The following is a 26,211-nucleotide window of genomic DNA, read 5'->3' as shown; positions in this document are numbered from 1 at the left end:
AAAACGAAACACATCGGAGCTCTACATGAAAATTCTGGTCACCGGCGCAAGCGGCTTCATTGGCGGACGCTTTGCGCGTTTTGCCCTGGAGCAAGGCCTGGACGTGCGGGTCAACGGTCGCCGGGCCGAAAGCGTCGAACACCTGGTGCGTCGTGGCGCCGAGTTCATCCAGGGCGACTTGAGTGACCCGGAACTGGCCCGCGATTTGTGCTCCGATGTCGAAGCCGTCGTTCACTGTGCCGGCGCAGTGGGCTTATGGGGGCGCTATCAGGACTTTCACCAAGGCAACGTCCAGGTCACTGAAAACGTGGTCGAAGCCTGCCTGAAACAACGGGTCCGACGATTGGTGCATTTGTCTTCGCCGTCGATCTACTTCGATGGCCGCGATCATTTGGGATTGACCGAAGAGCAAGTCCCCAAGCGCTTCAAGCACCCTTATGCCGCCACTAAATACCTGGCGGAACAAAAGGTCTTCGGTGCCCAGGAGTTCGGCCTCGAAACCCTGGCCCTGCGCCCCCGATTCGTGACCGGTGCGGGTGACATGAGCATCTTCCCGCGCCTGCTAAAAATGCAGCGCAAAGGACGTTTGTCTATCGTGGGCAATGGCCTGAACAAGGTCGATTTCACCAGTGTGCAAAACCTCAACGAAGCCTTGCTCAGCAGTCTGCTGGCCAGTGGCTCGGCGTTGGGCAAGGCGTACAACATCAGCAACGGAACGCCGGTTCCGCTGTGGGATGTGGTCAATTACGTGATGCGCAAGATGGAAGTCCCACAGGTTACCCGCTACCGTTCCTTCGGTTTGGCCTACAGCGTGGCGGCACTTAATGAAGGCGTTTGCAAACTGTGGCCGGGCCGTCCCGAGCCGACCTTGTCGCGATTGGGTATGCAGGTGATGAACAAAAATTTCACTCTGGACATCAGCCGCGCCCGGCATTATCTGGATTACGATCCGAAAGTCAGTCTCTGGACGGCACTCGATGAATTCTGTGGCTGGTGGAAGGCCCAGGATCTTCACTGACAGACCCGTCACTGAACCGAGTTGGGGGTTCAGGGTCAATCGATGCGGCCGTGGGGGTTATACTGCGGCGCATCAAGCCATCACCGCGTTTCACAAAGGTTGACTCAATGTCCATGCGTAACGATGCCAACGACGACTTCGATGATGTACCGAGCCTGCGTGCCGACAGCCTCGATGACGATGATTTTGTACCCGCCGCTCGCCACTCGGTGCATTCGCGCCCGGCGCCTGTGGTCAAGGTCAAAAGCCCGAGCACCGGTCCGCTGTGGGCGTTGGTCGGTGCTTTGTTCTTTGCATTCGCCGGTCTTGCCTGGTGGAGCTTCCAGCAGATATCGCTGATGGAACAGCAGTTGGTGGCGACCCAGGAAAGTTTTGCGCGCATCAGTGAAGAAGCGGCGGGGCGCTTGCAGGATATCTCCGGCAAGGTGGTCGCCAGCCAGACCAATGTCTCCAGCGATAGCGAGGCGTTGAAGCTGCAAATCAAGCAGCTGGAAAGCAAACTTCAGGATCAGGGCAAACAGCAGCAAGGCGTGGTCGGTCAGGCCTCGGACCTGGACAAGCGCCTGGCCCAGATGACGGCGCAAACCGCCGAGCAGGATAAGCGTCTGGCGCAGGCCACCACGCTGGTTACCGAGCAACAAACCCTCAATACACAGTTGCAGGCTCAGCTCAAAACGTTGAGCAGCGAATTGGCCGCGCTGAAGAGCGCACCGGCTGACACCAGCAAAATCGATGCGCAGCTCAAAAGCCTTGGCGCCGATATCGCTGCGCTGAAGAAGCAAGGCAACCCGAGTGTGGCGATCGAGCGCCTGGAACAGGACATGATTGTGCTCAAAAGCGAGCAGGACAATCGTCCGGCCGCGGCTTCGGGTGGCAACACGGCGGAATTCGATGCCTTCCGCAGTCAGGTCAGCCGCAATATCAACACGTTGCAGGCGCAGATCCAGACGCTGTCGAAGCAGCTCAACGCGCGGCCATAAAAATCGGGGTTTGAAGAAGCTTTTTGTGGCGAGCAAGCTCGCTCGCCACAGAAGCTCATCAACTCGTACCCATAACAAATCCTCGCGCCATCAAGCCTCCATGTTTTCCTGAATACTCCTACATATCCCCATCCCGTCTACGCTCTTGAAACACCAATAGGAACGAGGGATGCGCAATGGGGGTTTTGCAAAGATTGGCGTTGCTGGGGGCTTTGCTGTTACTCGGCTTGAGCCAGGCACACGCTGCAGGCACAGAAAAAGACGACAGCAAGGCCGCCATCGCCTTGCTGGAAAAGGCCTTGGCCTACTACCACGATAATGGCGACAAGGCCTTCGCCGCGTTCAGCCGCCAGGGTGAGTTTGTCGACAAGGACCGTTATGTCTTTGTGGTCGACACCAAGGGCGTGATGCTCGCCAGCGGTGGTCCGTCTTCAGCGTTGATTGGTCGAGATGTGTCAGATGTCCTCGGCCCGGACTTGCAGAAAGCCTTCAAGGACGCCTTGAGAGTGCCTGAAGGCAATGGCATCCAGCAGGCCGAGTATCGCTGGCAGAACTGGACCGACGGCAAGGTCGAGCGCAAGCACGTCTACTACCAGAGGATCGGCCAGCGCATTCTCGCGGTGGGTTACTACCTGCCACGAGCTTCGGCGGAACAAGCCATGGCGTTGCTGAACAAAGCAGCAGGCGACCTGGCCAAGGACGAGAAGGGCACCTTGACCGCGATCAACTCCCTCAAGGGCGGTTACTTGCAGGATGACCTGTATGTCTTCGTGGTGGACCTGGACACCCAGCGCTATGTCGCCCACGGCACCAACCTGCGATTGATCAACACCGATTTCAGCAAGATCAAGGACCCCGACGGTAAACCGGTGGGCGAACCGATTTTGGCGCTGATCGCCAAGCAGGATTACGGTGAATATGAATATAAATGGAAGAACCCGGTGACCGGGAAGGTTGAGGCCAAGCATGCCTACCTGAAGAAGGTCGGGCATTTCCTGGTGGCGGTGGGGTATTACAGCCCTTGATAGAGTAGTGACAGCTAGACAGCTAGACAGCTAGACAGCTAGACAGCTAGACCGCTATCGCGAGCAAGCGTTGCTGCCACGGGGGGATTGGGCTATCGAAGATCCCCTGTGGGAGCAACGCTTGCTCGCGAAGGCAGGCACCTCGGTCCATCTACCGAACCTTATCCTCACGCCCCCGCAACACGGCGTTCGGCATCGCAATCGCCGCCGCCAATCCCAGCAACGACACTGCCGCACTCACCAGCAGCAAATGCTTAAACGTCATCAGCAACTCTGCACGCAAGGCATCCTGCGCCTCACCCGGCGCGGCGTTCAAGCCATCGAGCAAGACACTCCCGGAGTGGCCTTCGGTGATCAGCGTAGAGCCGGCCAGGTGAGCGAAATTCGAATCCTGCAACAGGGCCAGCAGCAGCGCCGACATTAACGCCACACCCACCGCGCCGCCGAGGGAGCGAAACAGATTGGTGGTGCTGGTGGCGACGCCGATGTCCCGTTGTTCCACCGAGTTCTGCGTTCCGACCAATGAGGTGGGGAACTGCATGCCACTGGCAATCCCGCTGAGCACCATGAACAGGCTGCTCCACATCATCGCCTGCGGAGGGCTCAGGGCCATGCCGACGATCGAGATCGGCATGAGCGCAGCGCCGCCCAGGATCATTGGTTTGTAGCGACCGGTCACCGAGGTCCGGCGTCCGGCAAAATAAGCACCCATCGGCAAACCGATCGCCAGCGGCAACAGGTGCAAGGCCGCGCTGTCTGCCCCCGCGCCGGTGACGCTCTGAAAGCGTAGCGGCATCAGTACGATCAACGAGATCGCCTGGAAACTGGTAAAGAAAATCGTGCACCAGCAGAGGATCGCGGTGCGGTTGGCAAACAGATGCATGGGCAGCAACGGCTCCCGCGTCCGGCGCTCGTGCCAGACGAAGAGCGCCAACACCAGCGCCGCACAACCGAGCAGACCGGTCACTTCGCTGCTGCGCCACGCGTAACCCTGGCCAACCTGGGTGATGCCCAGCAGCAACGCGGTCAAACCGATGATCATCAGCACGGTGCCGAGGTAATCGATGATCGGTTTGCGTTGTGGTACCGGTAACCCGACCAGCGTGCGATGGGCCACCAGCCACGCGATCAATCCCAGCGGCAAGTTGATCAGAAACACCCAGCGCCATGACAGGTACTCGGTCATGTAACCCCCCAGCACCGGCCCGGCCACGCTGGCCACGGCGTACATGCTGCTGAAGTAGCCCTGGTAACGACCGCGTTCGCGAGGTGGCACGATGTCGCCGATGATCGCCTGGCTGACTGAGACCATCCCCCCCGCACCGATGCCCTGAAGAATCCGCGCCAGCACCAGTTGCTCCATGCTCTGGGCCATGCCGCAAAACAACGACGACAGCGTGAACAATCCCATGCCGAACAGCATCAACTTGCGCCGGCCGTACAGGTCGCCGAGTTTGCCGTAGATCGGCACGGCCACTGTCATCGCCACCATGTAGCCGGAAATCACCCAGGCCAGCAGCGAGACGTCCTTGAATTGCGCGGAGATGGCGGGCATCGAGACCGCCACGATGGTCTGATCCAGTGCGCTGAGGAAAATCGCCAGCATCAGGGCAATCAGCACGCTTTTAATGGCCGGCTTGGGCGTTTCCGGCTGCTTGAGATTGGTCACGGTAAAACCTGCGGGCAGTGAATGACCCGCAAGCCGCAAGACCCGCGGGGATGCTCGCAGTGTAAGTCGATAGCAAGCTATTCGATAGCCTCGTAGGGGAGGCCGACGTAATTTTCTGCAATGGTTTTGCGACCCGCCTCGGAGTCGACAAAGTACGCCAGCTCCGACTCGGTGATGCGCTGGCTGAACGCGTCCTGATCGTCAAACCGGTGCAGCATCGACGTCATCCACCAGGAAAACCGCTCGGCTTTCCACACCCGGCGCAGACAGACCTCAGAGTATTTCTCGAGCAAGTCGAGGCGTCCTTCGCGATACACCTTCAACAGAATATTGAACAACGTACTCACGTCGCTGGCGGCCAGGTTCAGACCCTTGGCGCCGGTCGGCGGAACGATGTGCGCAGCATCGCCGACCAGAAACATCCGACCGTATTGCATCGGTTCGACCACGAAGCTGCGCAGCGGGGCGATGCTTTTCTCGATCGACGGACCTGTGATGAGGGCGTCCGCCAAAGCGGTCGGCAGACGGGATTTGAGCGTCTCCCAGAAACGCTCATCGGACCAGTTTTCAACCTTGTCGTCTGCCGGGACCTGGACGTAATAACGGGTGCGGGTGGCTGAACGCATGCTGCACAGGGCAAAACCTTGCTCATGGCGGGCGTAGACCAGTTCGTCGTGGACCGGAGGGGTGTCGGCGAGAATCCCCAGCCAGCCGAACGGATAAACCCGTTCGAAAATATTCAGGCAGGTGGCGGGAATCGATTGCCGCGCCACGCCGTGGAAACCGTCACAGCCTGCAATGTAGTCACAATCGAGCCGAAAGGTTTCGCCGTCCTTGTCGAACGTGATGTACGGCTCTTCGGTTTTCATCCCGTGCAGTTCTACGTTGCTCGCGCCATAGAGGGTCGTGGCGCCAGCGACCTGACGAGCGGCCATCAGGTCGCGCGTGACCTCGGTCTGGCCGTAGACCATCACCGTTTTACCCCCGGTCAGCGCCTGCAGATCGATGTGCACCTGACGCCCGTCTAGTGCCAGGTCGAACCCGGTATGAACGAGGCCTTCGGCGTCCATGCGCTGGCCCACGCCAGCCTGGCGCAGCAGCTCTACCATGCCTTGTTCAAGGACACCGGCACGGATCCGCCCGAGCACATAATCCGGGGTCTGGCGTTCGAGAATGAGGGTGTCGATACCGGCGTTATGCAGCAGCTGGCCGAGCAGCAATCCAGACGGACCGGCGCCGATAATGGCGACTTGGGTTTTCAGCGTTTTCATTGTTTTTATGGCTCGCAAGCTTCACGCGACCAGGGCCGGTGAATGATTTTTATGGATCGAGTGCTTGCATTTTTCACTTGCGAGTCGGTCAATTGAAGGGGAAAACTGAGCTGAAACCTGTACATTCTGCCAATCGGTGCGATTATCGCCCGCCACATCTCCGAGGCCTGATTGAAGTTATGAACAAGCCTGCCCTGCCTTCTATACCGGTGTTCAAGCTTTACGGAGAAAGCCTGGACTGGCCAACACCTGACTTGCTGCACTGTGAAACCATTTCCAGACGCAGCCGTGAACATCAGTGGGAGATCAAACCCCACCGCCACGCCGATTTATGCCAGTTGCTCTTCGTTTTCAAAGGTCAGGCAGAGCTTGAAATCGAAGGCAAACGCACAAAACTCACTGAACCGGCGATCCAGATCCTGCCGCCCTTATCGGTACACGGCTTCCGGTTTTCCGAAGACGTCGAAGGGTTTGTCGTGACGCTGGCCGCGCCGCTGCTCAGTCATCTGCAAGCACAGCTGGGCAATTCCCTGCAGGCGCTGGCCCACGCCGACAGTTATCCGGCAGGCAAGGACAGCGATTACCTCAACAGCCTGTTTTCAGCATTGCAGGACGAATACACCGGCCATCAACCGGCGCGCGAAATGCTCATGCATTCGCTGGTCAGCGTGATCCTGGTATGGGCCAGCCGGCAGGCGTTGCAGCGGCGTTCCGCCAGCCAGCGTCCGCAGCGCGCGCGGGAATACCTCAATGGTTTTATCCAGCTGGTGGAAGAGACGTATCGCCAGCACGTCAAGGTTGAAGACCTGGCGCATCGGCTGGGAATTTCCGTGTCCCACCTCAACGGCACTTGCCGCGAACTGGCGGGACAACCGGCCTTGCAGATCATGCACGAACGGCAACTGCTGGAGGCCAAGCGCTTGCTGACCTATACCAGCATGACCATTTATGAAATGTCCGATGTGTTGGGATTTTCCGATCCGACCAACTTCACGCGTCTGTTCCGGCGCAGGGTCGGGATCTCACCCAAGGCGTTTCGCGACCGTTTGAAGGCCGATCAGGACAGCGACACCTGACCCCTTTCGCTAGCGAAGGGCGTTGAGGGTCGCGTTGTGGGGAATGCAGCGCTCGAAATTACAACTCGCGTATTCGCGGGGCAGTTGCCGCAGCTGTTCGACCCGCCAGGCAGCGGTGCCATAAAGCGCCAGCGTCGCTGCGCAGGTGACGAAAATGGCGAGGTATCTTCTTGTTTTGATGTTCATGGCGTTGACCTCTGAACGAATACCCATGGGTATTACTTTCAGCATAGGCCAGTCGGGGTGGGATGCCAGTCAAACATCATGCGCATGTAGCCCGACATTCAGAACACTGATGAACCCGCTCCCACAGGTTGGATTTCCTACCGTTTCATGGATTACAGCCCTACAGCCCTAAATCCCACTCAGGCTCTTGCGGAAACCTCAGCACCAGAAAATCCAGCAGGCTGCGCAGCGTCGCCGGCATGTGTTTGCGTGAGGCATACACCGCGTAGATGTTCATCTGTCGGGGCTCGGCCTGGGGCAACAGGCGAATCAGCTCACCGCTGTGAATGTGCACGCCGGCCTGATAAGTCGGCAGCATCGCGATTCCGGCGCCTGCCAGGGTGGCGCGCAGCAGTGTGCTGGCTTCGTTGGCGCTGATGTTGCCTTGCACGGGCACCGACACGGGCTCACCGTCCTGCTCGAAATGCCACAGGCTTTTGCCAAAATAGGAATGGGTCAGGCAATTGTGTTGGCTGAGGTCCTCGACTCGCTGGGGCGCGGGGTGCTCGCGCAGGTAGTCCGCAGAGGCGCAGATCACCGAGCGACAGACGGTGAGTCGTCGGGCAATCAAATTGGGGTCCAGGTCATTGCTGGTGCGAATGGCCAGGTCGATCCGCTCATCCACCAGGTTTACCGTCCGGTCGAGCATCTGCATGTCGATGCTGACGCCGGGGTAGCGCTTGACATAGGCAGCCATCGCGTCCGCCAGTTGCGCCTGGCCGAACGAAGTACTGACACTGATGCGCAGCGAGCCGCGAGGTGCATCGTCCGGCTCACTGACGGCGGCTTGCATGTCGCTGGACAGGTCGAGCAATTGCCGACAACGAGGCAGGACCTCGCTGCCGGCGGCGGTCAGGCTCAATTTGCGCGTGGTGCGGTGCATCAGGCGCGCGCCGACCCAATCCTCCAGCTCAGCCAGATAGCGCGACACCACTGGCCGCGACAGGTCCAGATGATCGGCGGCGGCGGACTGACTGCCAAGGTCGACCACCGTGACGAAAACACGCATTGCTTGAAGACGATCCATGATTTGCCCGATTTCAGAAACAAACTATGTATCAGCATCGCATTTTTTGTACTGAGTCAGGCAACTAAGCTCTGTTCCCTGCACGGCACCGGCCAAGCCAGGCCATCGACAACGGAGCAACACATGATCGGCTTCACTTCTCTCAAACGTATTTTGCTGGCAACGGCCGTGTTTGGCTTTGCCGCCCATGCAACAGCGGCTTCGACCCTGACCCTGGATGTCTACAACCCAGGCGACAAGGCCATTTTCCCGGTGACCTCGGTGCTGGTCAGTGGCGAGAAGGACGCGATCCTGGTGGATGCCCAGTTCGGCCAATCCCAGGCCAAGCAAGTGGTCGAGAAAATCCGCGCCAGCGGCAAACAACTCACCACGATTTACATCAGCCACGGTGACCCGGATTACTACTTCGGCCTCGACACCCTGACGGCTGCGTTCCCCAACGCCAAGGTACTCGCGTCGCAACCGACCGTGGATCACATCAAAAAAACCGTCGACGGCAAACTCGCGTACTGGGGGCCGAAAATGGGCGCCGACGCGCCGGCCAAAACCATTGTGCCGGGCGTTCTCGAGGGTGACAGCCTGATGCTTGAGGGGCAGAAGTTGCAGGTGCTGGGTCTGGATGGCAAACAACCGGATCGCAGTTTTGTGTGGATCCCGTCGATCAAGGCTGTGGTGGGTGGCGTGGTGGTTGCGCAAAACATTCACGTCTGGATGGCCGATACCCAAACGGCAGCGTCCCATGCCGATTGGTTGGCTACGCTGCACGCCATCGAAACCCTGAATCCGAAAACCATCGTGCCGGGCCATTACCTCGGTGAGAGCACTCGCTCACTGGCTGCAGTGCAATTCACTGCCGATTACATCAAGGCCTTTGATGAGGAAACCGCCAAGGCAAAAGATTCGACCGCACTGATTGCCGCGATGAAAAAGCGCTATCCGACACTGGGTGAAGAAAGCTCGCTGGAGCTGAGCGCGAAAGTCGCGAAGGGCGAGATGAAGTGGGGTGAATGAGTTACGTACTTAAAACGCATTCTTGTGGCGAGGGGATTTATCCCCGTTCGGCTGCAAAGCAGTCGCTAAGCCCTCAAACGCGTTCTATATGAGGTATTGCAGGTGACTGCTACGCAGTCAAACGGGGATAAATCCCCTCGCCACAAAAGCATTTCATCATCCAGATTTTTACTGACTCACTAAAAGCCAACGGGAGAACGTCATGAGCAAAATCGCAATCATCGGTGCCACCGGTCGTGCCGGTAGCCAACTGCTGGAAGAAGCCCTGCGTCGTGGTCATAGCGTTACTGCCATCGCCCGCGACACTGCCAAGGTGGGTCAGCGTGAGGGTGTGATCAGTCGCAATGTCGATGTGTTGGATGCCAACGCATTGCAGGCCGCCGTGGCCGGGCATGACGTGGTGATCAGCGCCGCGCCTTTCGCCACGATTCCGGCTGGTGCGGTCATCGGACCGGTGAAAAATGCCGGGGTCAAACGGCTGCTGGTGGTGGGTGGCGCCGGTTCACTGTTGCTGCCGGACGGAACCCGCGTGATCGACAGCAAGGGCTTTCCTGAGGCATACAAAGCCGAAGCAAGTGCCGGGGCGTTGTTTCTGGAAAACCTGCGTCAGGAAAAGGATCTGGACTGGACGTTTGTGTCGCCATCGGCGGAGTTTGTCGAAGGCGAGCGCACTGGAAAGTTTCGGATTGGCCAGGATGATTTGCTGGTAAGCAGTGAAGGTCGCAGCTGGATTACCTTTGCCGACTACGCGATCGCGATGCTCGATGAAGTGGAATCCCCGAAGCATTCACGCCAGCGGTTTACGGTCGGATACTAATCCAGGCGGATACACCAAAAATCCTGTAGCAGCCGGACGCAGGCTTCGCCAGCTGCTACAGGTATTTGCGCGTTTTCAGGGGGGTATGGTTTTTACGCATTATCCATGCGCTCAACGCGATTGAGCCTGCTCCACCAACCATCCCATCAACTCGCGCAGTTTCGGCGAAGGCCCCGGCTTCTCGGGGAACACCAGGTAATACGCCAGTCCGGTTTTGACCTTCAGCTCAAACGGCATGACCAACCTTCCGGCGCTCAAGTCATCGCCAATCAACGACCAGTCTCCGATCGCCACGCCAGTCCCTTGGGACGCCATCGACATGGCCAGGTCCAGGGTTTCGAAATGCTGACCCTTACCCACATTGTTCAAGCGCACGTCGGCGGTCGCCAGCCAGGCTTTCCAGTCCCGCTCATCCCGTGTCGGGTGCAGCAGCAGGTGCTGTTCCAGGTCATCCGGGATGCGCAACGGCACTGACCCTTCAAGCAGCGGTCTGGAACAGACCGGCGTCAGCTGCTCATCGAACAAATGAAACGAGGCCAGCGTGCTGTCCGGCGGCGCACCGTACATCACGGCTGCATCGAACTGTTCGCGGTGAAAATCCACGCCGTGCTTGACCGTGGTGGTCAACTCCACCGGCACGTCCGGGCGCTCCCGTTGCCACTGCAAAAGACGCGGTAGCAACCAGCGCATGACACAGGTCGGTGCCTTCAGTTGCAGGGTTTCGCGCTTCGCGCCGATTTGCTCCACGGCCTCGTCGATCAACCCGAAAACCTGCTGCACCCGTGGCAGCCATTCCCGTCCTTCAGCGGTCAGTTCCAGGCCGCGAGCCTGACGAATGAACAGTTCATAACCCAGATGATCTTCCAGCCCGGCAATCTGCCGGCTCACCGCGCCTTGGGTGATGTGCAGCTGTTCGGCGGCACGGGTGAAGTTGCAGCACTGCGCGGTAATCCAGAACGTGTGCAGCGCCGGCAGGGGAGGCAGTCGTTTCATTGGGATCCAAGGTATGACGTGAGGACATGGCTAGTATGACTTTTTATCCATTGTTGAGGCGAGGTGTCGCCCGTTCAATGAGGCCATCCCTGGACCTGCCTGCGCATCATAAACATTGCACAGGTCCGGCGTCTCAAACGAACAAGAAGGGCAAACACATGGCGACGTGCGGCGAAGTATTGGTCAAGTTACTCGAAGACTATGGGGTCGAGCAGGTGTTCGGCATTCCCGGGGTTCACACCGTGGAGCTGTATCGCGGGCTGGCCCGTTCGAGCATCAACCACGTCACTCCGCGTCACGAGCAGGGCGCCGGCTTCATGGCTGACGGCTATGCACGCACCAGTGGCAAACCCGGCGTGTGCTTCATCATCACCGGCCCCGGCATGACCAACATTACAACGGCGATGGGCCAGGCCTACGCCGATTCGATCCCGATGCTGGTGATCTCCAGTGTGCAATCGCGCAGCCAGTTGGGTGGCGGTCGCGGCAAGCTGCACGAGTTGCCGAACCAGAGTGCGCTGGTCGGTGGCGTGGCGGCGTTCTCCCACACCTTGATGTCGGCGGCGGAATTGCCGGGCGTACTGGCCCGTGCTTTCGCGCTGTTCCAGGCGGGCCGCCCGCGTCCGGTGCACATCGAAATTCCGTTGGATGTGTTGGTTGAAGACGCCGACGATTTGCTGAGCAGCGTGGCGGTGCAGATTGATCGCGCAGGTGCTTCGCCGTCCGCCGTTTCGCGCATGACCGACTTGCTCGCGGGCGCCAAGCGTCCACTGATCCTCGCGGGTGGCGGCGCCATTGACGCTGCCGCCGAACTGACTGAATTGGCCGAGTTGCTGGACGCGCCTGTCGCGCTGACCATCAATGCCAAAGGCATGCTCGAATCCGCTCACCCGTTGCTGATCGGTTCGACCCAGAGCCTGGTCGCCACCCGTGCGCTGGTCGCCGAGGCCGACGTGGTGCTGGCCATCGGTACTGAACTGGCCGAGACCGATTACGACGTCACCTTCGCCGGTGGTTTCGAAATTCCGGGCAAGCTGCTGCGCGTTGATATCGATGCGGACCAGACCGTTCGCAACTATCCGCCGCACGTGGCCCTCGTCGCCGATTCACGGCATGCGGCCCAGGCGTTGCTGAGCGCTCTGTCGCACAAATCCCTGGCTGAGCGCCGCAACGATTGGGGCCAGGTTCGTGCCGCCCGTCTGCGTGATGAATTGGCCGCCACCTGGGACGCCCCGACGTTGGCGCAAACGCGCTTCCTCGAAACCGTCCTGCACGAACTGCCGAACGCCGTGTTCGTCGGCGATTCGACTCAACCGGTTTACACCGGCAACCTGACGTTCAACCCTGAGCGTCCGCGCCGCTGGTTCAACTCGTCCACCGGTTACGGCACCCTCGGCTACGCCTTGCCGGCTGCCATTGGCGCCTGGCTCGGTGGCAGCCTCGCAGCGGGCGCGCGTCCTCCGGTGGTGTGCCTGATCGGTGATGGCGGCCTGCAATTCACCCTGCCGGAACTGGCCAGCGCCGTTGAAGCGCGCACGCCGGTGATCGTCCTGTTGTGGAATAACCAGGGCTACGAAGAGATCAAGAAATACATGGTCAACCGGGACATCGAACCGGTGGGCGTGGACATCTACACCCCCGACTTCATCGGTGTGGCGAAGGCGCTGGGCTGCGCGGCCGAAGCGGTCAACGGTGTCGAGCAACTGCGCGTCGCTCTGCGTGTCGCCAGTGATCGCCAGGGCCCGACCCTGATTGAAATCGATCAGACGTCTTGGATGCAGGCGGTGTCGAAATGAGCTTCGCTTTGACGTTACCGACCACGCTTGAAGGCCTGTTCATCGACGGCCAATGGTCGGCCGGCCCTGAACACCTGCGCGTGATCAATCCGGCAACCGAAGCCTTGTTGACCACCGTTAATGGCGGCGATGCGCACTCGGTCGATCAGGCTGTCAGTGCGGCAGCCAACGCGTTCAAAGGCTGGTCGCAAACCACCGGCGCCGAGCGTGGCGCGGTCCTGCGCAAGATCGCGGCGGGCGTGCAGGCCGGTCGTGAACAATTGATGCATTTGCAGTCCGGCAACAACGGCAAGCCGCTGTTCGAAGCGGCCATCGACGTCGACGATGTGATCGCCACGTTCGAGTATTACGCAGGGCTCGCTGAAGGCCTGGATGCCAGGCAAGACAGCGCCGTTGAGCTGCCGAGCGACGAATTCAGCGCTCGGGTGCGCCGCGAACCTTGCGGTGTGGTCGGCCTGATCGTGCCGTGGAATTTCCCGATGGTGACCACCGCGTGGAAACTGGCGCCGGCCCTGGCTGCCGGTTGCTGCGTGGTGCTCAAACCGTCCGAAGTGACGCCGCTGCCGGAGCTGGAACTGGCGGCGATCATTGCCCAATCCGGTCTGCCCAAGGGCGTGTTCAACCTGGTCTGCGGCACGGGCCTGGCGGTAGGCGCACCGCTGTCGGTCGATCCGCGCATCGCCAAAATTTCGTTCACCGGCAGCAATGCGGTCGGCGTGCAGGTCATGCAACGCGCGGCAGAAACCGTCAAAGGCGTGAGCCTGGAACTGGGTGGCAAATCCTCGCTGCTGGTGCTGGCCGATGCCGACATCGAACTGGCGGTGGAAGTGGCCTGTGGCGGCGGTTTCTACAACGCCGGACAGATGTGTTCCGCCACCAGCCGTGTGCTGGTCGCTGATGAACTGGCGGATGAGTTCCTGATCCGCCTGAAGGCGCGTGCCGAAGCGATTCGCGTGGCGGACCCGTTCGATCCGGCGGTGGAAATGGGCGCACTGGTCAATCAGGCGCAATACCAGCGCGTACTCGGCCACATCGACCGTGGTTTGAGTGCGGGCGCAACACTGATCTGCGGCGGCAATCGTCCGGCAGACCTGCCGCGCGGCTATTTTTTACAGCCGACCATTTTCACCGACGTGCCCCAGGGCAGTGCGTTGTGGTGTGAAGAGATTTTCGGCCCAGTGATCTGCGTGCGCAGTTTCGCCTCCGAAGCCGAGGCGATTGCCCTGGCCAACGACAGTCAATTCGGTCTGGTGGCCAGCGTGGTCACACGCGACGCCGAAGCCGCGGATCGTGTCGCTAACGCGTTGCAGGCGGGGCTCGTGTGGATTAACGCGCCGCAGGTGATCTTCCCGCAGACCGCCTGGGGTGGCTACAAGCAGAGCAGTATCGGCCGTGAATTGGGCCCTTGGGGCCTGCAAGCTTTCCAGGAAATCAAACACGTGATTCGGGCCGTTTGAAGCCACGAAATCGGTCAGCGCATGCCTCTCCATGAGGCATGCGTCGGCGTCATGGCTTCGATGAGTTTTTATCGATAGTCAGGTGTTTTGCACAACTTCAGGATGAACTCGCTGGCTCAGCCAAGCCCCCGAAAATACGGGGGCTAATGCTGCTCCGGCCGCGCGGATGCAACAGTTTCGACCTGCCTTATACCTACAAAAACAAAGGGAGTCCGTCATGGGCGAGCATGATCTGAACAGACGTCAATTCATCAAGACCGTGGGCGTAGCCTCGGTTGCCGCGGCGGCCATGAGCCTGCCGTTCGTCAAGGCCAATGCCAGCGACACGCGCTTTGCCGGCAAGACCCTGCGCCTGCTGACCTGGTCCGATGACACTGGCCTGGCTGCACTGCGCAACATCGCTGCGACATTCGAAGACAAGTACGGCTGCAAGGTCATCGCTGACCGCACCGGCAGTACGTCGGAAATGGTCGCCAAGCTCAAGGCCGGCGGTGACCGTCCGCAGTACGACATCATCACCCTGGCAGGCGTCGGCGCCGAAGGTCTGGCCGCCGCCAATCTGCTCGAAAAACCTGATCTGAACCGCATTCCCAACCTGGTCGACGTGCCGGAGAAATACCGCACCGGCGCCAACGGTCATGGCATTGGTTACCTGTTGTGGTGCAACAGCCTCGTCTACAGCACCCGCACGATCAAGGAAGCGCCAGACAGCTACGCCGCCCTGTGGGACGCGGACCTGTCGCCGAACATTTTCCTGCCGCCGCCGAACTGGACCGAGGCCATGGACCTGATCATCATCGCCGCCAAACTGGCCGGTGGTGACGAACACAACATCGAACCGGGTTTCAAGAAACTCGCTGAACTCAAAGACCGTGTGGTGACGCTGGGCGAGAACCCGAACCAGATCGCCGAGCTGTTCCGCACCGGTTCCCTGGACATGGGTGGCTTGTACGCGCCGGCGTTTTTCCCTAAACAGATTCGTGATCCGGCGTACGGTCTGGGCGCGACGTTTGGCATGAAGGAAGGTTTTTACACCGACCTGATGTTGTCGGTGATGCCGAAGAATCGTCCGGGCGATATCGACATGGCTTACGCCTTCATCAACCACTCTCTGGACCCGCTGGTGCAGGGCAAGATGGCCGAGGACATCTACAACGGTCCGGTCAACGCCAAGGCGATCATCTCCGCCGAAGCGCGCAAGAGCCCATACATCCTTACGCCGGAGCAGATTGCCGAGAAGGCGATCATGCACGACAACGCCTTCCTGGCCTCCGTGCATGACCAATGGATTCGTCGCTACACGGAAATCTTTTCTTCCTGATCGAGTGACGAACACAGCTCTCCAAAGCACCACAAAACCCTGTGGGAGCGGGCTTGCCCGCGATGACGGCCTACCTGTCGACAATGATGTGACTGACAGATTGCTATCGCTGGCAAGCCAGCTCCCACAGGGTGTGCGGTGGTTTTGAGATTGTGTTCGTCAACTGCTTTCCATTGACGAGACCTTTGCTATGGAACACCAACCTTTAATCCAGTCGGTCAGTGCTGCCGAGCCGCGCGCGAAGCGGGGTGTTTCGCCTACGGTGCGCGCCTGGCTTTTCCTCACGCCGTCGATGCTGTTCCTGGGTGTATTGATTGCCGCCAGTCTGCTGGTCCTGCGCATGAGCGTGGGCACCAAAGGGGCGGAATGGACCGGGTTCAGCCTGGCCAGTTACGCTCAATTGCTCGAACCGTACTACCTGAAATCCTTGCTGCTGACCCTGCGACTGGCGCTGATCAGTGCGGTCGTCGCCGTGCTGTTGGCGATCCCCGTGGCCTACACCATGTCGCGCCTGACCTCACCGTTCGTGCGCCGGGTATTTCTCGCCGCGGTGCTGCTGCCCTTGCTGGTCAACCTGTTGCTGCAAAGCTACGGCTGGCTGGTCATTCTCGGCCCAGGCGGGATGCTTAATCAGGCACTGATGGGACTGGGCCTGATCAAGCGACCGGTCATGCTGCTGTACAACCAGAACGGCGTGCTGATGGGCTTGGTGCAAACCGCCTTCCCCTTGGCCGTACTGCCGATTGCCAGCGCCATGCGCGGCGTCGCCCGCACCTACGAAGAGGCTGCCGCTACCCTGGGCGCCAGTCGCTTGCAGGTGTTCCGCCAGATTGTTTTGCCGATGAGTTTGCCGGGGATCATCACCGGCGCAACGTTGGTCTTTGCCTACAACGCCAGCAGCTTCGTCGTGCCTTTGCTGCTTGGTGGCCGTCGCGTGCCGATGCTGGCGGTGATGGTGCATGACCAGATCGCCCCGCTGATGAACTGGCCTGCCGCGTCCGCTGCCGGGGTGGTGTTGATCGTCACGACGTTGGCGATCATGACCTTGTCCGAATACTTTACTGGCCGACGTCGGCGCAGGATGGAGGCTTCCCAATGAGCACGCTGATCAAGAAGCGTCATTCGCTGCTGCCGGGCGACACCGGCAAGTTTGCCGGCATCCTCTCGGGCTTCATCCTGCTGCTGGCGGTGTTGCCGATCCTGACCATGATTGTCATGTCGTTCAGCGGCGCCTCGAACCTCGATTTCCCGCCGAGCAGTTACAGCCTGCAATGGTACAAGGCCGCCTGGAATACCTTCGTCTCGCCGGATTCAAGTGACGTGCTGAGCCTGGGCAAGGCCATGACCACCAGCCTGATGGTCGCGTGCCTGACCATGGTGTTTGCCACGATCATCGCGGTGCCGGCAGCTTATGCGCTGACCCGTTGCGAGTTCCGTGGCAAGGCCGTGGCGATGCAATTGATGTCGCTGCCGCTGGTGTTTCCGATGGTGGTCTTGGGGCTGGCGCTGCTGCTGGTGTTCGACAGCTTGCCGTTCCATATGACCACCTCGCGACTGGTGATCGCCCACGTCATCCTGGCGCTGCCCTTCGTGGTGAAGAACTGCACGGCTGCGATGCTCTCCATCGGTACCGAAGTCGAAGAGGCCGCGCAAATGCTGGGTGCGTCGCCGACGCGGGCGATTTTCGATGTGGTGGTGCCGTTGATGAAATCGGGGATTCTGGCGGGCATGCTGCTGGCGTTCATCGTCTCGTTCAACGAATTCACCGTGACCTACTTCCTCTACACCATCGACGTCATGACCGTGCCGATCTGGATGTACAGCCGCACCGTGTCATCGCTCGACCCCACCGTATTTTCGTTTGCCGTGCTGATCGTGCTGATCGACTTCGTCCTGATCTGGGCGTTGGAGAAGCTGGTGGGCGAGGGCGGCGTTTCCTTTTGATTTGAGGTGCAACATGACTGGTCTGATTCTGGAAAACGTCGAGAAACACTACGGCTCGGCCTGCGCGGTAAAGGATGTAAACCTGCATTTGCCGGAGGGCAAACTGGTGTGTTTTCTCGGCCCGTCGGGCTGCGGTAAAACCACACTGCTGCGCATGATTGCCGGCCTTGAAACCCTGAGCGGTGGCGAGATTCGCCTGGACGGCGAAGACATCGGCCACACCCCGGCACATCAACGAAATTTTGGCATGGTGTTCCAGTCCCTGGCGCTGTTCCCGCACATGACGGTGGGGGAGAACATCGCTTACCCGCTGAAACTGCGCGGCGTCAGCAAGGCGGATCAGCAGGCGCGGGTGGTGGAGTTGCTGCAGTTGATTCAGTTGCAGGAAATGATCGACCGTCCGGTATCGAAGCTGTCCGGCGGCCAACGCCAGCGCGTGGCGATTGCCCGGGCGATTGCCTCGCGGCCGAAAATTCTGTTGCTGGATGAACCGCTGTCGGCGCTGGACGCCAAGTTGCGCGAGTCGATGCAGGTGGAAATCCGTCAGCTGCAACAGCGCCTGAACATCACCACCATCATGGTGACTCACGATCAGCGTGAGGCCATGACCATGGCGGACATCGTGGTGGTGCTGGGTGAGCATCGCGTGCAGCAAGTGGGGTCGCCGATCGAGATTTATCGGCATCCGGCCAACGAGTTCGTGGCGGACTTCATCGGTTCCGGCAACATCTTCCCGGCGACGGCATTGGGTAATGGCAAGGTCGGTTTGCCCGGCGGTGACGCGCTGGAAGTGCCGATCTGCAGCAGCATTGTGGTGGGAGAGAAGGTGAAGATGCTCATTCGGCCTGAGGATCTGCAACTGTCGCAACCGCAAGCGACGGCGGGGAATCGGTTGCTGGGCAAGGTGACGTTTGTACGGGATATCGGCGCGACGATTGAAACCACTGTGGAGTGTTCAGGGGTTTCGTTTACGGCGTTGAGCACGCCGTGTCAGGGGTTTGGGTTGAGCATTGGCAACCCGGTTTCAGTGACACTGCCGGCTGAGGCTTGTCGGGTACTCGGCGCCTGACTGACTGGCCCCATCGCGAGCAGGCTCACTCCTACAGTAGATCGGTGTACACCGGCCCCCTGTAGGAGTGAGCCTGCTCGCGATGAGGCCGGCAAAACCAGCACAAAAATCAGATCAAATGGTCAACCGCAACCGCGCCAGATCCCGCAATGGCGGTGCCCCAAACAACCGGCTGTACTCCCGGCTGAACTGCGAAGGGCTTTCATACCCCACCCGATACCCCGCCGCCGAAGCCTCCAGACCCTCCGCGAGCATCAACCGCCGCGCTTCCTGCAAGCGCAGCTGCTTCTGATACTGCAACGGGCTCATCGCCGTCATTGCCTTGAAGCGGTGATGCAAGGTCGACACGCTCAGGTTCACTTCCTTGGCCAGATCATCAATGCGCAACGGTTGTTCGTAGTTGCCGTTGAGCCATTTGATCGCCTGGCTGATGCGATGGCTCTGGCTGTTGGCGATGGCGATTTCATACAGCCGATGGCCCTGCTGACTGCGCAGCAGACGATAGAGAATCTCCCGGCGAATCAGTGGTGCGAGCATCGCGATGTCTTTCGGAGTATCCAGCAAACGCGCCAGCCGCAGCACGGCGTCGAGCATGGCCGTGTCGATCCGCTCGACATACAAGCCACGACCCGTTGGGCGGGTGGGCACGCCGAGGGGGCCGGCGTCGGCGATCAGCGCGGTGATTTCCGCCGGGTCGATGTCCAGCCGTACCGCGAGTATCGGCTCTTCGGAGGTGACATTCACCACGCGTCCGCTCAAGGGCATCTGCACCGACACCACCAGATAGTTCAGCGGATCGTAGTTGAAGTACTCGTCCGCCAGTCGGACCTCTTTGCGCCCCTGGGCCATGATGCACAGCGCCGGTTGTGCCAGCACCGGGGCAAACTCGTGGGACTGACTGTGGCGGGACATGAACAGCGAGCCGACGGCGGTGGCATAGGTGCCGTCCTCCATCGTGTTGCGGCGAATGATCGCGGCCAGTTCCGCACGCTGGCGTTCCATTTCGGCGTCCAGCGGGGCTTGAAAATGATCGAGCGACGACATGCGCGGCATCCTCGGTGGGGCGTGGGTAATGAGGAGAGCTTAAATTTGTGCAAGCAACAGCGGTAGACACATCCTGCCTGAAGCTTGCCTGATTCTGCACGGGGTTGAGGAGGACGGTTGCTTTAGCAGGCTATTGACCGGAAAACTTGCTCGAACGTCTGTTTCAATCCAGTGGCCGGATTTACAGGTTGTTACAGGTGCGCCATGAAGCTTCGCAGGATTGTGCAACAAGCCGGCAGGAATCGACTAACCGCACTATGACCGGCGCGCTTAACCTTTGATCCTGTCGCAGCCCGTCCCACGGCTGCCACTCGAGTACCTGGGAGGTTGAACATGTCTACGCAGATTCCCGTCAGTCATATGGCTTTTGTCCGTGCCCGCGCCGGGCGTTCAGCGGAGCTGGGTGCGCGGCTCAGTGCCCTGATCGAGCCGTCCCGCAGCGCACCTGGCTGCTTGAGTTTTACCCTGCAGCATTCGCAATGTGATCCTGATCTGTGGCTGGTGTCCGGTTTCTGGACCCATCAACAAGCCATGACCGCCTACTTCAACACCCCGGCCATGGGGGTTTTTGCCGAGCTGGTCCAGGAACTGGTGGTCAACAGCCTGGATTTTCATACCTTCAGAGAGGTGTCGGCAGCCCAGGCGATCGGCGAGACCCGGTCATGGGTACACAAAATGGCGGGTTGAGGGTTTAATGGCTGCATTCTCAACTAGCCAGGATGCGCGACATGGCACGTAAAGCCTTTGAAACCTTTGAAGCTGTTTCCGCTGTAGTACCGGCTGAAGGTGGGTACCACGCCGCCATCGCCGTCAAAGCCCTCGGCGGGTCGGGCGCACCGCGTTTTCACACGATTCTCGAAGATCAGGTCTTCAAAACCGCCCATGACGCCGACGAAGCCGCGGCGTTGAAACTGACCGGGCTGAAGAACGTCAGCGACGACGCCGAACTCGTCTGGTAACTACTTGACCGCCCCCGGGCGGAACATCTTGAACAATGCCTCAGGTCCCAGCTGAAAATAATCCGCTGGACCGCCGCCGCGCAGAATCGGTTCTGCCGCGGCGGTGTCGTACACCCCATCCTTGAGCAGCCACTTGGCGATGTGCACGGCGACCACTTCGCCGAGTATCAGCCAGCTTGGCACCACATTTCCGTCAGCTCGTTGCAGCTGAATGATCTGCGTGACCTTGCACTCGAACGACACCGGGCTCTCGGCGACTCGCGGCACCTGAATGATTTTCGAAGCGGTGGGCGTCAAGCCGGACAGCTCGAACTCGTTGACCTCAGGCCCGACCATCGCGCAGCTCTGGTTCATCTGCTCGGCCAGCGGACGGGTCGCCAGGTTCCAGGCGAACTCGCCGGTCTGTTCGATGTTGTTGAGGCTGTCTTTGCGCCCGACGCTGGAAAAACCAATGATCGGCGGAATGTAATTGAAGGCGTTGAAAAAGCTGTAAGGCGCCAGGTTCAAACGACCGTCGGCGTCCTGTGAAGAGATCCAGCCAATGGGGCGCGGGCCGACGATGGCGTTGAACGGGTCATGCGGCAGGCCGTGACCGTTGGCGGGTTCGTAGAAGTGAATATCGTCGGGCATGGTGCCGTATTCCTGAAGTGGTGTTCAGAGCAAAGAAGATCATTGTGCAGACGGTATCGGTTAATTTCCAGCAAGCAGATTTTGGCGATGCAAAAAAAAGATCGCAGCCTCCGGCAGCTCCTACAGGGTGTACATCAAACCCGTTCAGGAGCTGCCGAAGGCTGCGATCTTTTGATTTTAACGGTGTTGCAGCAGACTCAGTCCGTGGTGATCCGCGAATGCTTGCGGGTGTCTTTCATGGTGACGTACACCAGCAAGGACACCGCGATGCACGCAGTCACGTACCAGTAGTAACCGGTTTCCATGCCGATGCTCTTGAACCACAGCGCGATGTATTCAGCGGTGCCGCCGAAGATCGATACGGTCAGTGCATACGGCAAGCCAACGCCCAGGGCGCGGATTTCAGTCGGGAACAGCTCGGCTTTCACCACCGCGTTGATCGAGGTGTAGCCGCTGACGATGATCAGCGCCGCCATGATCAGGAAGAACGCACCCCACCAGCTTTGAACCGTATGCAACGCGGTGAGGATCGGCACGGTGAAGAGCGTCCCGAGCACACCGAAAGCGATCAGGATGGGTCGGCGACCGATCTTGTCCGACAGCCCGCCCACCAGCGGTTGCAGGCACATGAACAGGAACAGCGTGGCGGCCGAGATCGTGGTGGAATCGGAGATGCTCATGCCCACCGTGTTCACCAGGTACTTCTGCATGTACGTGGTGTAGGTGTAGAACGCCAGCGTACCGCCCATGGTCAGGCCGACCACGGTCATCAGTTCCTTCGGATGGCGCATCAAGGTGCGCATGGCGCTTTCCTTGGCCTTTTCTTTCTTGGTGAACGACTCGGTTTCTTCCATGCCACGACGCAGGTACAGCGCGACGATCGCACACAGTGCGCCGATGGCGAACGGAATGCGCCAGCCCCAGGCGTACAGCTCTTCGGTGGTCAGGACATTCTGCAGGACGATCAATACGCCCAGCGCGATGAGTTGGCCAGAGATCAGGGTCACGTACTGGAAGCTGGAGAAGAAGCCTCGACGTTCCTTGGTTGCCATTTCGCTGAGGTACGTTGCCGAGGTGCCGTATTCGCCACCGACCGACAGGCCTTGCAGCAAACGGGCGAAAATCAACAGGATGGGTGCGCCGATACCGATGGTTTCATAACCAGGGCTCAGGGCGATCACCAGCGAGCCGAAGCACATCAGGTAGACCGACGCCATCAGCGCCTTCTTGCGCCCGACCTTGTCGGCGTACAGGCCCATCAGCCAGCCCCCGATCGGACGCATCAGAAAGCCCACGGCAAAAATCGCAGCAGTGTTCAGCAGTTGGGCAGTGGTATCGCCTTTAGGGAAAAACGCCTTGGCGAAATAGAGGGAGAAGGCGGCGTAGACGTACCAGTCGTACCACTCGACCATGTTGCCTACGGAACCGCTGAAGATCGATTTGATGCGGCTGGAGGTGGTTCTAGGCTTGGCCGGCACGGCAGCCGACCCTGCGGGCAGGGTATTGGAGTTATCCATTGAAGGATCCTTCATTTAATTGTTTTTTTGGAGCGCGTAAAAACGCAGCCTGAGGGGGCTATAGCAGGAGGTGTGCCAACCGGGAGAAGGTTGATTTAGAGGGGGTCAGGGGACTTTGTGAGCGGAAATCCGCTTATGTGTGAAGGGGTTTGAGCGGAAAACTGCCTATCGGTCCGCAGGTTTTCGTTGGCTGTCCCGACGATGAGGCCAGCCCAGACACTGCAAAATTAGCTGCCTTGCACAAACATCTCGCGCGTCAGTCCATGCCGCTGCATCTTTTCATTGAAGGTGCGGCGCGGCAGTTGCAGTTCTTCGAGGACGGCTTTCACATCGCCTTTGTGACGGGTCAAGGCAGCGCGCAGGCAGTGCGCTTCAAACGCTTCCTGCCGGGCTGCCAGCGACTGGCCCGGTTCGCTGCCCGCCGGTGCAGGTTCATCCAGCCCCAACACCTGGCGCTCGGCGACGTTGGCCAGTTCGCGCACGTTACCTGGCCAGTCATGGCTCAACAAATGGCTCAACTGCGCGCCGGACAACGGGGGGAAGGTGCGGCCCAGGCGCGCGGCGGCGCTCTGGGCAAAGGTATCGAACAACAACGGAATGTCTTCACGGCGATCGCGCAACGGTGGCAGGCGCAGCTCGGCGACGTTCAGCCGATAGGCCAGATCCTCGCGGAAACGTCCGGCCCGGGCTTCGTCCAGCAAGTCCGGTTTGGTCGCGGCAATGATCCGCAGATCCACACGGATGCTTTGATTCGAACCCAGCCGCTCGAGCTTTTGCTCCTGCAATACCCGCAGCAGTTTCACCTGTTGGGCCAACGGCATACTTTCGATTTCATCGAGAAACAGCGTGCCGCCATCAGCGTATTCAAGCTTGCCGATGCGCTTGCCCTGGGCGCCGGTGAACGCGCCGCTTTCGTGACCAAACAACTCTGCCTCGAACAACTGCTCGGGAATCGCCGCGCAATTAAGCGCCACGAACGGCTTGTCGGCGCGAGGTCCGAAATCGTGCAAGCAGCGCGCAACCAACTCCTTGCCGCTGCCGGTTTCACCACGGATGAGCACATTGACCGGCAGGGCCGCCAGCTCCAGCACCTGCCTGCGCAAGGTCTGCAATCCACGGGATACCCCCAACAGCGTCGCATCGAGTTTGGCGCGGTGGTCCGCCTGTTCATGCAGGGCACGGTTTTCCAGGACCAGGCGGCGCTTGTCCAGCGCCCGGCGCAGGCTGCCGAGCAAGGTTTCGGGGCTGAAGGGTTTTTCGAGGAAGTCGTAGGCGCCATCGCGCATGGCGTCGACTGCCATCGGCACGTCACCGTGGCCGGTCAGCAGAATCACCGGCAAGTCGGCATCGCATCGCTGAACTTCGGCCAACAGTTCCAGGCCGGTCATGCCGGGCATGCGCACGTCGCTGAGGATGACACCGGGAAAATGCCTGGGCAGTTGCGCCAGGCATTCATCCGCACGGCTGTACAACTGCACCTCGAAACCCGACAGGCTCAGCCATTGCTCGACCGCGTTGCGGATACTGCTTTCGTCGTCGACGACGATCACTGAATTGAGCATGAGCCATGAGCCTCCAGGTCGATCGGCAGGGTGAGGGTGAACACGGCGCCGTTACCCAAATTGTCCGCGCTCAGGCGGCCGCCCGATTCGTGAACGATGGCAAAGGAGACGGCCAGGCCGATGCCCAGGCCATCGCCTACCGGTTTGGTAGTGAAGAACGGATCGAAGACCTTGGCCAGGTTTTCTTCAGCGATACCACCCCCGTTATCAGCGACGCTGAGGCGCCAGAGTTGTTCGTCGGCCTCAAGGCGGATTTCCAGGCGCTTGCACGGTTTGTCCTGCATGGCATCCAGTGCGTTACGCAGCAGATTGATCAACACCTGTTCCAGACGAATTGCATCGCCGCGCACCCACGCTGGGCGCGTCAGGTGCAGCACCGTGCTGACCTGTTCGTCACGCAGGCGGGTATCGAGCAGTTGCAACGACTGGTCCACTACGGCTGCCAGATCCAGGCATTCGCGCAAGCCGCCGGGGCTTTTGCGGGCGAAGGTTTTCAGGTGGCCGGTAAGGGCGGCCATGCGTGTCAGCATGTCATCCACCGGTTTGAGCGCCTTGTACGCGTCATCGACGCGACCATGATCGAGCAGCAGGCGCAACGTCGCCAGCTGCATACGCTGCGCGGTCAGGGGTTGATTGATTTCGTGGGCGAGGGCAGCGGACATCTGGCCCAGCGCCGCCAGTTTGGCCGATTGCACCAGGCCGTCCTGGGCGGTGCGCAGGTCGCGGGTGCGTTCTTCGACCAGTCGCTCAAGCTCTTCGCGACTGCGCTGACGCATTTTTGCCAGACGCCAGCGTTGGTTGAGAAACAGCAACAGGAACACCAACGCCAGCCACAAGCCGGCAGCGGCCAGCGCTGCATTGCGGCTGTCTTCGAAGGCCGTTTGTGGACGGCGCAGCAAATGCAGCGTCCAGCCCTCGGCCGCCAACGGCAGGGATTCCCACAGGTAATTCACTTTTCCGTCGGGACCCTCGACCTCAGTCAAATTGCTGTTGTCGTCGAAGTTTCGCAGCGTTTTGACCTCCAGTGGCGTCAGCCGCTGTTTGTCGTATTGGCGGGTGGCCTTGAGTTCGGCGAGGTCGCTGTCATTGAGCGGCTTCAATAGGCGGTAACGCCAGCCCGGCTGGTTGGCGATGAAGACAATTCCCCGTGCATCGCTGACCAGCAAGGTGTCGTTGCCCTGGCGCCATTCACGCTCCAGTTCCGGAAACTCGAGTTTGACCACCATCGCGCCCAGAAACTGCCCGTCGTCATCGATGACCGCACTGGACAGGAAGTATCCGGGAATCCCGCTGGTCACGCCCACGGCGTAGAAACGCCCGGTGCCCTGGGTGCGGGTCTGACTGAAATAGGGGCGGAAGGCGTAGTTATGACCGACGTAACTGCTGGGCAGGCGCCAGTTGCTCGCCGCGATGGCAAGGCCCGTGCGGTCGAGCAGTTCCAGGGTTGAGGATTCGGCGGCGCCGTTGATTTTCTCAAGTTTGCGGTTCAACGAAGCTTGAAGATCGGGGTTTATGGCTCCCTTGAGCGCCGAGCGCAGTTCTGGGTCCAGCGCCAGCACGAGGGGCAGGGCGCGGTAGCGTTCGATCAGGGTATGCAATGAAGTGGCGTACAGCCCCAATTGCTGATTGGCGCGAGCGGCATCTTCCACCAGCGCCTGGCGCTCGGCGTGACGCATGGCCAAGGTGGCCGCAAGGACTGCCCCGGCGACGATCACAACGGTATAGAGCGTCAGGCGCAGGGAGCGAGAGTACTCGATCATACGGGGCGTTACACACGGGGGAGGAAGAGGGGGCGCACGA

The 26,211-nt window shown here is 60.0% G+C and carries 24 protein-coding genes; 14 read left to right on the top strand and 10 right to left on the bottom strand.

Annotation, left to right across the window (positions count from 1 at the left end):
• Window positions 1-25: 25 nt before the first annotated feature.
• The 3 genes from H7698_RS20135 to H7698_RS20125 all read left to right on the top strand — a co-directional run bounded on the left by H7698_RS20135 (window position 26) and on the right by H7698_RS20125 (window position 3,023).
• Window positions 26-1,018 (top strand): NAD-dependent epimerase/dehydratase family protein, encoded by a 993-nt coding sequence (locus H7698_RS20135; RefSeq protein WP_194692606.1) that lies wholly within the window; start codon window positions 26-28, stop codon window positions 1,016-1,018.
• Window positions 1,019-1,125: 107 nt separating this feature from the next.
• Window positions 1,126-1,998: an ATPase gene (locus H7698_RS20130; protein ID WP_194692605.1), complete on the top strand. Its 873-nt coding sequence runs from the start codon at window positions 1,126-1,128 to the stop codon at window positions 1,996-1,998.
• A gap of 176 nt (window positions 1,999-2,174) precedes the next feature.
• A complete protein-coding gene (locus H7698_RS20125; protein WP_194692604.1) occupies window positions 2,175-3,023 on the top strand; it encodes a cache domain-containing protein in 849 nt (282 codons plus the stop codon).
• A 151-nt stretch (window positions 3,024-3,174) separates the two neighbouring features.
• Here H7698_RS20125 and H7698_RS20120 read toward each other — a convergent pair whose 3' ends face one another.
• Both H7698_RS20120 and pobA read right to left on the bottom strand, forming a co-directional pair.
• Window positions 3,175-4,692: an MDR family MFS transporter gene (locus H7698_RS20120; protein ID WP_194692603.1), complete on the bottom strand. Its 1,518-nt coding sequence runs from the start codon at window positions 4,690-4,692 to the stop codon at window positions 3,175-3,177.
• A gap of 77 nt (window positions 4,693-4,769) precedes the next feature.
• On the bottom strand, window positions 4,770-5,954 hold the full coding sequence (pobA, locus tag H7698_RS20115; protein ID WP_442966312.1) for a 4-hydroxybenzoate 3-monooxygenase: 1,185 nt from the start codon (window positions 5,952-5,954) through the stop codon (window positions 4,770-4,772).
• A 188-nt stretch (window positions 5,955-6,142) separates the two neighbouring features.
• Between pobA and H7698_RS20110 the strand changes: the two genes are divergently transcribed.
• Entirely contained in the window at window positions 6,143-7,039 is an 897-nt protein-coding gene (locus tag H7698_RS20110) for a helix-turn-helix domain-containing protein (RefSeq protein WP_162439658.1), read from the top strand.
• 9 nt (window positions 7,040-7,048) lie between these two features.
• On the opposite strand, the gene H7698_RS20105 is transcribed toward H7698_RS20110, so the two are convergent.
• Window positions 7,049-7,252 carry a hypothetical protein gene (locus H7698_RS20105; protein WP_162439627.1) on the bottom strand — a complete coding sequence of 68 codons (204 nt, stop codon included), beginning with the start codon at window positions 7,250-7,252 and terminating at the stop codon, window positions 7,049-7,051.
• 133 nt (window positions 7,253-7,385) lie between these two features.
• Window positions 7,386-8,291, bottom strand: a complete 906-nt coding sequence (locus H7698_RS20100; protein WP_208525786.1) for a LysR family transcriptional regulator — start codon at window positions 8,289-8,291, stop codon at window positions 7,386-7,388.
• 123 nt (window positions 8,292-8,414) lie between these two features.
• Here H7698_RS20100 and H7698_RS20095 point away from each other — a divergent pair, with 123 nt between their 5' ends.
• Together H7698_RS20095 and H7698_RS20090 are read left to right on the top strand one after the other, a co-directional pair.
• On the top strand, window positions 8,415-9,302 hold the full coding sequence (locus H7698_RS20095; protein ID WP_194692601.1) for an MBL fold metallo-hydrolase: 888 nt from the start codon (window positions 8,415-8,417) through the stop codon (window positions 9,300-9,302).
• 202 nt (window positions 9,303-9,504) lie between these two features.
• Window positions 9,505-10,119 carry an NAD(P)-dependent oxidoreductase gene (locus H7698_RS20090; RefSeq protein ID WP_194692600.1) on the top strand — a complete coding sequence of 205 codons (615 nt, stop codon included), beginning with the start codon at window positions 9,505-9,507 and terminating at the stop codon, window positions 10,117-10,119.
• A 111-nt stretch (window positions 10,120-10,230) separates the two neighbouring features.
• Here the strand turns inward: H7698_RS20090 and H7698_RS20085 are convergent, their stop codons facing one another.
• Window positions 10,231-11,112 carry a LysR substrate-binding domain-containing protein gene (locus H7698_RS20085; protein ID WP_194692599.1) on the bottom strand — a complete coding sequence of 294 codons (882 nt, stop codon included), beginning with the start codon at window positions 11,110-11,112 and terminating at the stop codon, window positions 10,231-10,233.
• Window positions 11,113-11,270: 158 nt separating this feature from the next.
• Between H7698_RS20085 and H7698_RS20080 the strand changes: the two genes are divergently transcribed.
• The 6 genes from H7698_RS20080 to H7698_RS20055 all read left to right on the top strand — a co-directional run bounded on the left by H7698_RS20080 (window position 11,271) and on the right by H7698_RS20055 (window position 18,699).
• Window positions 11,271-12,908, top strand: a complete 1,638-nt coding sequence (locus tag H7698_RS20080) for a 5-guanidino-2-oxopentanoate decarboxylase (protein ID WP_194692598.1) — start codon at window positions 11,271-11,273, stop codon at window positions 12,906-12,908.
• Window positions 12,909-12,916: 8 nt separating this feature from the next.
• Window positions 12,917-14,365, top strand: coding sequence for an aldehyde dehydrogenase family protein (locus H7698_RS20075; protein ID WP_194692758.1), 1,449 nt, complete (start codon window positions 12,917-12,919; stop codon window positions 14,363-14,365).
• 217 nt (window positions 14,366-14,582) lie between these two features.
• Window positions 14,583-15,686, top strand: coding sequence for an extracellular solute-binding protein (locus H7698_RS20070; RefSeq protein ID WP_194692597.1), 1,104 nt, complete (start codon window positions 14,583-14,585; stop codon window positions 15,684-15,686).
• A gap of 190 nt (window positions 15,687-15,876) precedes the next feature.
• Complete coding sequence (locus tag H7698_RS20065; protein ID WP_194692596.1) at window positions 15,877-16,785, top strand: ABC transporter permease; 909 nt, start codon at window positions 15,877-15,879, stop codon at window positions 16,783-16,785.
• Complete coding sequence (locus H7698_RS20060; protein WP_194692595.1) at window positions 16,782-17,630, top strand: ABC transporter permease; 849 nt, start codon at window positions 16,782-16,784, stop codon at window positions 17,628-17,630. Before H7698_RS20065 ends, H7698_RS20060 begins: the two co-directional genes overlap by 4 nt.
• Before the next feature lie 13 nt (window positions 17,631-17,643).
• The gene (locus tag H7698_RS20055; RefSeq protein WP_194692594.1) at window positions 17,644-18,699 is read left to right on the top strand and encodes an ABC transporter ATP-binding protein; all 1,056 of its coding nucleotides are present in this window, start codon (window positions 17,644-17,646) and stop codon (window positions 18,697-18,699) included.
• Window positions 18,700-18,813: 114 nt separating this feature from the next.
• Here H7698_RS20055 and H7698_RS20050 read toward each other — a convergent pair whose 3' ends face one another.
• Entirely contained in the window at window positions 18,814-19,743 is a 930-nt protein-coding gene (locus H7698_RS20050; RefSeq protein ID WP_194692593.1) for an AraC family transcriptional regulator, read from the bottom strand.
• Between the two features lie 333 nt (window positions 19,744-20,076).
• Between H7698_RS20050 and H7698_RS20045 the strand changes: the two genes are divergently transcribed.
• Window positions 20,077-20,430 (top strand): putative quinol monooxygenase, encoded by a 354-nt coding sequence (locus H7698_RS20045; RefSeq protein ID WP_194692592.1) that lies wholly within the window; start codon window positions 20,077-20,079, stop codon window positions 20,428-20,430.
• A 41-nt stretch (window positions 20,431-20,471) separates the two neighbouring features.
• The gene (locus tag H7698_RS20040; RefSeq protein ID WP_162439647.1) at window positions 20,472-20,702 is read left to right on the top strand and encodes a hypothetical protein; all 231 of its coding nucleotides are present in this window, start codon (window positions 20,472-20,474) and stop codon (window positions 20,700-20,702) included.
• Here the strand turns inward: H7698_RS20040 and H7698_RS20035 are convergent, their stop codons facing one another.
• From H7698_RS20035 to H7698_RS20020, 4 genes are all read right to left on the bottom strand, one after another.
• On the bottom strand, window positions 20,703-21,332 hold the full coding sequence (locus tag H7698_RS20035) for a flavin reductase family protein (protein WP_194692591.1): 630 nt from the start codon (window positions 21,330-21,332) through the stop codon (window positions 20,703-20,705).
• A 197-nt stretch (window positions 21,333-21,529) separates the two neighbouring features.
• A complete protein-coding gene (locus H7698_RS20030; RefSeq protein ID WP_162439645.1) occupies window positions 21,530-22,849 on the bottom strand; it encodes an MFS transporter in 1,320 nt (439 codons plus the stop codon).
• A gap of 227 nt (window positions 22,850-23,076) precedes the next feature.
• Window positions 23,077-24,411, bottom strand: a complete 1,335-nt coding sequence (locus H7698_RS20025) for a sigma-54-dependent transcriptional regulator (protein WP_194692590.1) — start codon at window positions 24,409-24,411, stop codon at window positions 23,077-23,079.
• Window positions 24,396-26,171, bottom strand: a complete 1,776-nt coding sequence (locus H7698_RS20020) for a sensor histidine kinase (protein ID WP_162439643.1) — start codon at window positions 26,169-26,171, stop codon at window positions 24,396-24,398. The genes H7698_RS20025 and H7698_RS20020 overlap by 16 nt, the downstream gene beginning before the upstream one ends.
• Window positions 26,172-26,211: the final 40 nt, after the last annotated feature.

The sequence above is a fragment of the Pseudomonas sp. p50(2008) genome (assembly GCF_015351605.1).
Lineage (GTDB): Bacteria > Pseudomonadota > Gammaproteobacteria > Pseudomonadales > Pseudomonadaceae > Aquipseudomonas.
Note: the sequence above shows the minus strand (reverse complement) of the source record. Positions and strands in the feature narration are given on the sequence as shown.

Excerpts from the sequence above, each read along its gene's own strand:
- H7698_RS20135 (WP_194692606.1), top strand. The coding sequence starts at position 26 with ATGAAAATTCTGGTCACCGGCGCAAGCGGCTTCATTGGCGGACGCTTT.
- H7698_RS20130 (WP_194692605.1), top strand. The coding sequence starts at position 1,126 with ATGTCCATGCGTAACGATGCCAACGACGACTTCGATGATGTACCGAGC.
- H7698_RS20125 (WP_194692604.1), top strand. The coding sequence starts at position 2,175 with ATGGGGGTTTTGCAAAGATTGGCGTTGCTGGGGGCTTTGCTGTTACTC.
- H7698_RS20110 (WP_162439658.1), top strand. The coding sequence starts at position 6,143 with ATGAACAAGCCTGCCCTGCCTTCTATACCGGTGTTCAAGCTTTACGGA.
- H7698_RS20105 (WP_162439627.1), bottom strand. The coding sequence starts at position 7,252 with ATGGGTATTCGTTCAGAGGTCAACGCCATGAACATCAAAACAAGAAGA.
- H7698_RS20100 (WP_208525786.1), bottom strand. The coding sequence starts at position 8,291 with ATGGATCGTCTTCAAGCAATGCGTGTTTTCGTCACGGTGGTCGACCTT.
- H7698_RS20095 (WP_194692601.1), top strand. The coding sequence starts at position 8,415 with ATGATCGGCTTCACTTCTCTCAAACGTATTTTGCTGGCAACGGCCGTG.
- H7698_RS20090 (WP_194692600.1), top strand. The coding sequence starts at position 9,505 with ATGAGCAAAATCGCAATCATCGGTGCCACCGGTCGTGCCGGTAGCCAA.
- H7698_RS20085 (WP_194692599.1), bottom strand. The coding sequence starts at position 11,112 with ATGAAACGACTGCCTCCCCTGCCGGCGCTGCACACGTTCTGGATTACC.
- H7698_RS20080 (WP_194692598.1), top strand. The coding sequence starts at position 11,271 with ATGGCGACGTGCGGCGAAGTATTGGTCAAGTTACTCGAAGACTATGGG.
- H7698_RS20070 (WP_194692597.1), top strand. The coding sequence starts at position 14,583 with ATGGGCGAGCATGATCTGAACAGACGTCAATTCATCAAGACCGTGGGC.
- H7698_RS20065 (WP_194692596.1), top strand. The coding sequence starts at position 15,877 with ATGGAACACCAACCTTTAATCCAGTCGGTCAGTGCTGCCGAGCCGCGC.
- H7698_RS20060 (WP_194692595.1), top strand. The coding sequence starts at position 16,782 with ATGAGCACGCTGATCAAGAAGCGTCATTCGCTGCTGCCGGGCGACACC.
- H7698_RS20055 (WP_194692594.1), top strand. The coding sequence starts at position 17,644 with ATGACTGGTCTGATTCTGGAAAACGTCGAGAAACACTACGGCTCGGCC.
- H7698_RS20050 (WP_194692593.1), bottom strand. The coding sequence starts at position 19,743 with ATGTCGTCGCTCGATCATTTTCAAGCCCCGCTGGACGCCGAAATGGAA.
- H7698_RS20045 (WP_194692592.1), top strand. The coding sequence starts at position 20,077 with ATGTCTACGCAGATTCCCGTCAGTCATATGGCTTTTGTCCGTGCCCGC.
- H7698_RS20040 (WP_162439647.1), top strand. The coding sequence starts at position 20,472 with ATGGCACGTAAAGCCTTTGAAACCTTTGAAGCTGTTTCCGCTGTAGTA.
- H7698_RS20035 (WP_194692591.1), bottom strand. The coding sequence starts at position 21,332 with ATGCCCGACGATATTCACTTCTACGAACCCGCCAACGGTCACGGCCTG.
- H7698_RS20030 (WP_162439645.1), bottom strand. The coding sequence starts at position 22,849 with ATGGATAACTCCAATACCCTGCCCGCAGGGTCGGCTGCCGTGCCGGCC.
- H7698_RS20025 (WP_194692590.1), bottom strand. The coding sequence starts at position 24,411 with ATGCTCAATTCAGTGATCGTCGTCGACGACGAAAGCAGTATCCGCAAC.
- H7698_RS20020 (WP_162439643.1), bottom strand. The coding sequence starts at position 26,171 with ATGATCGAGTACTCTCGCTCCCTGCGCCTGACGCTCTATACCGTTGTG.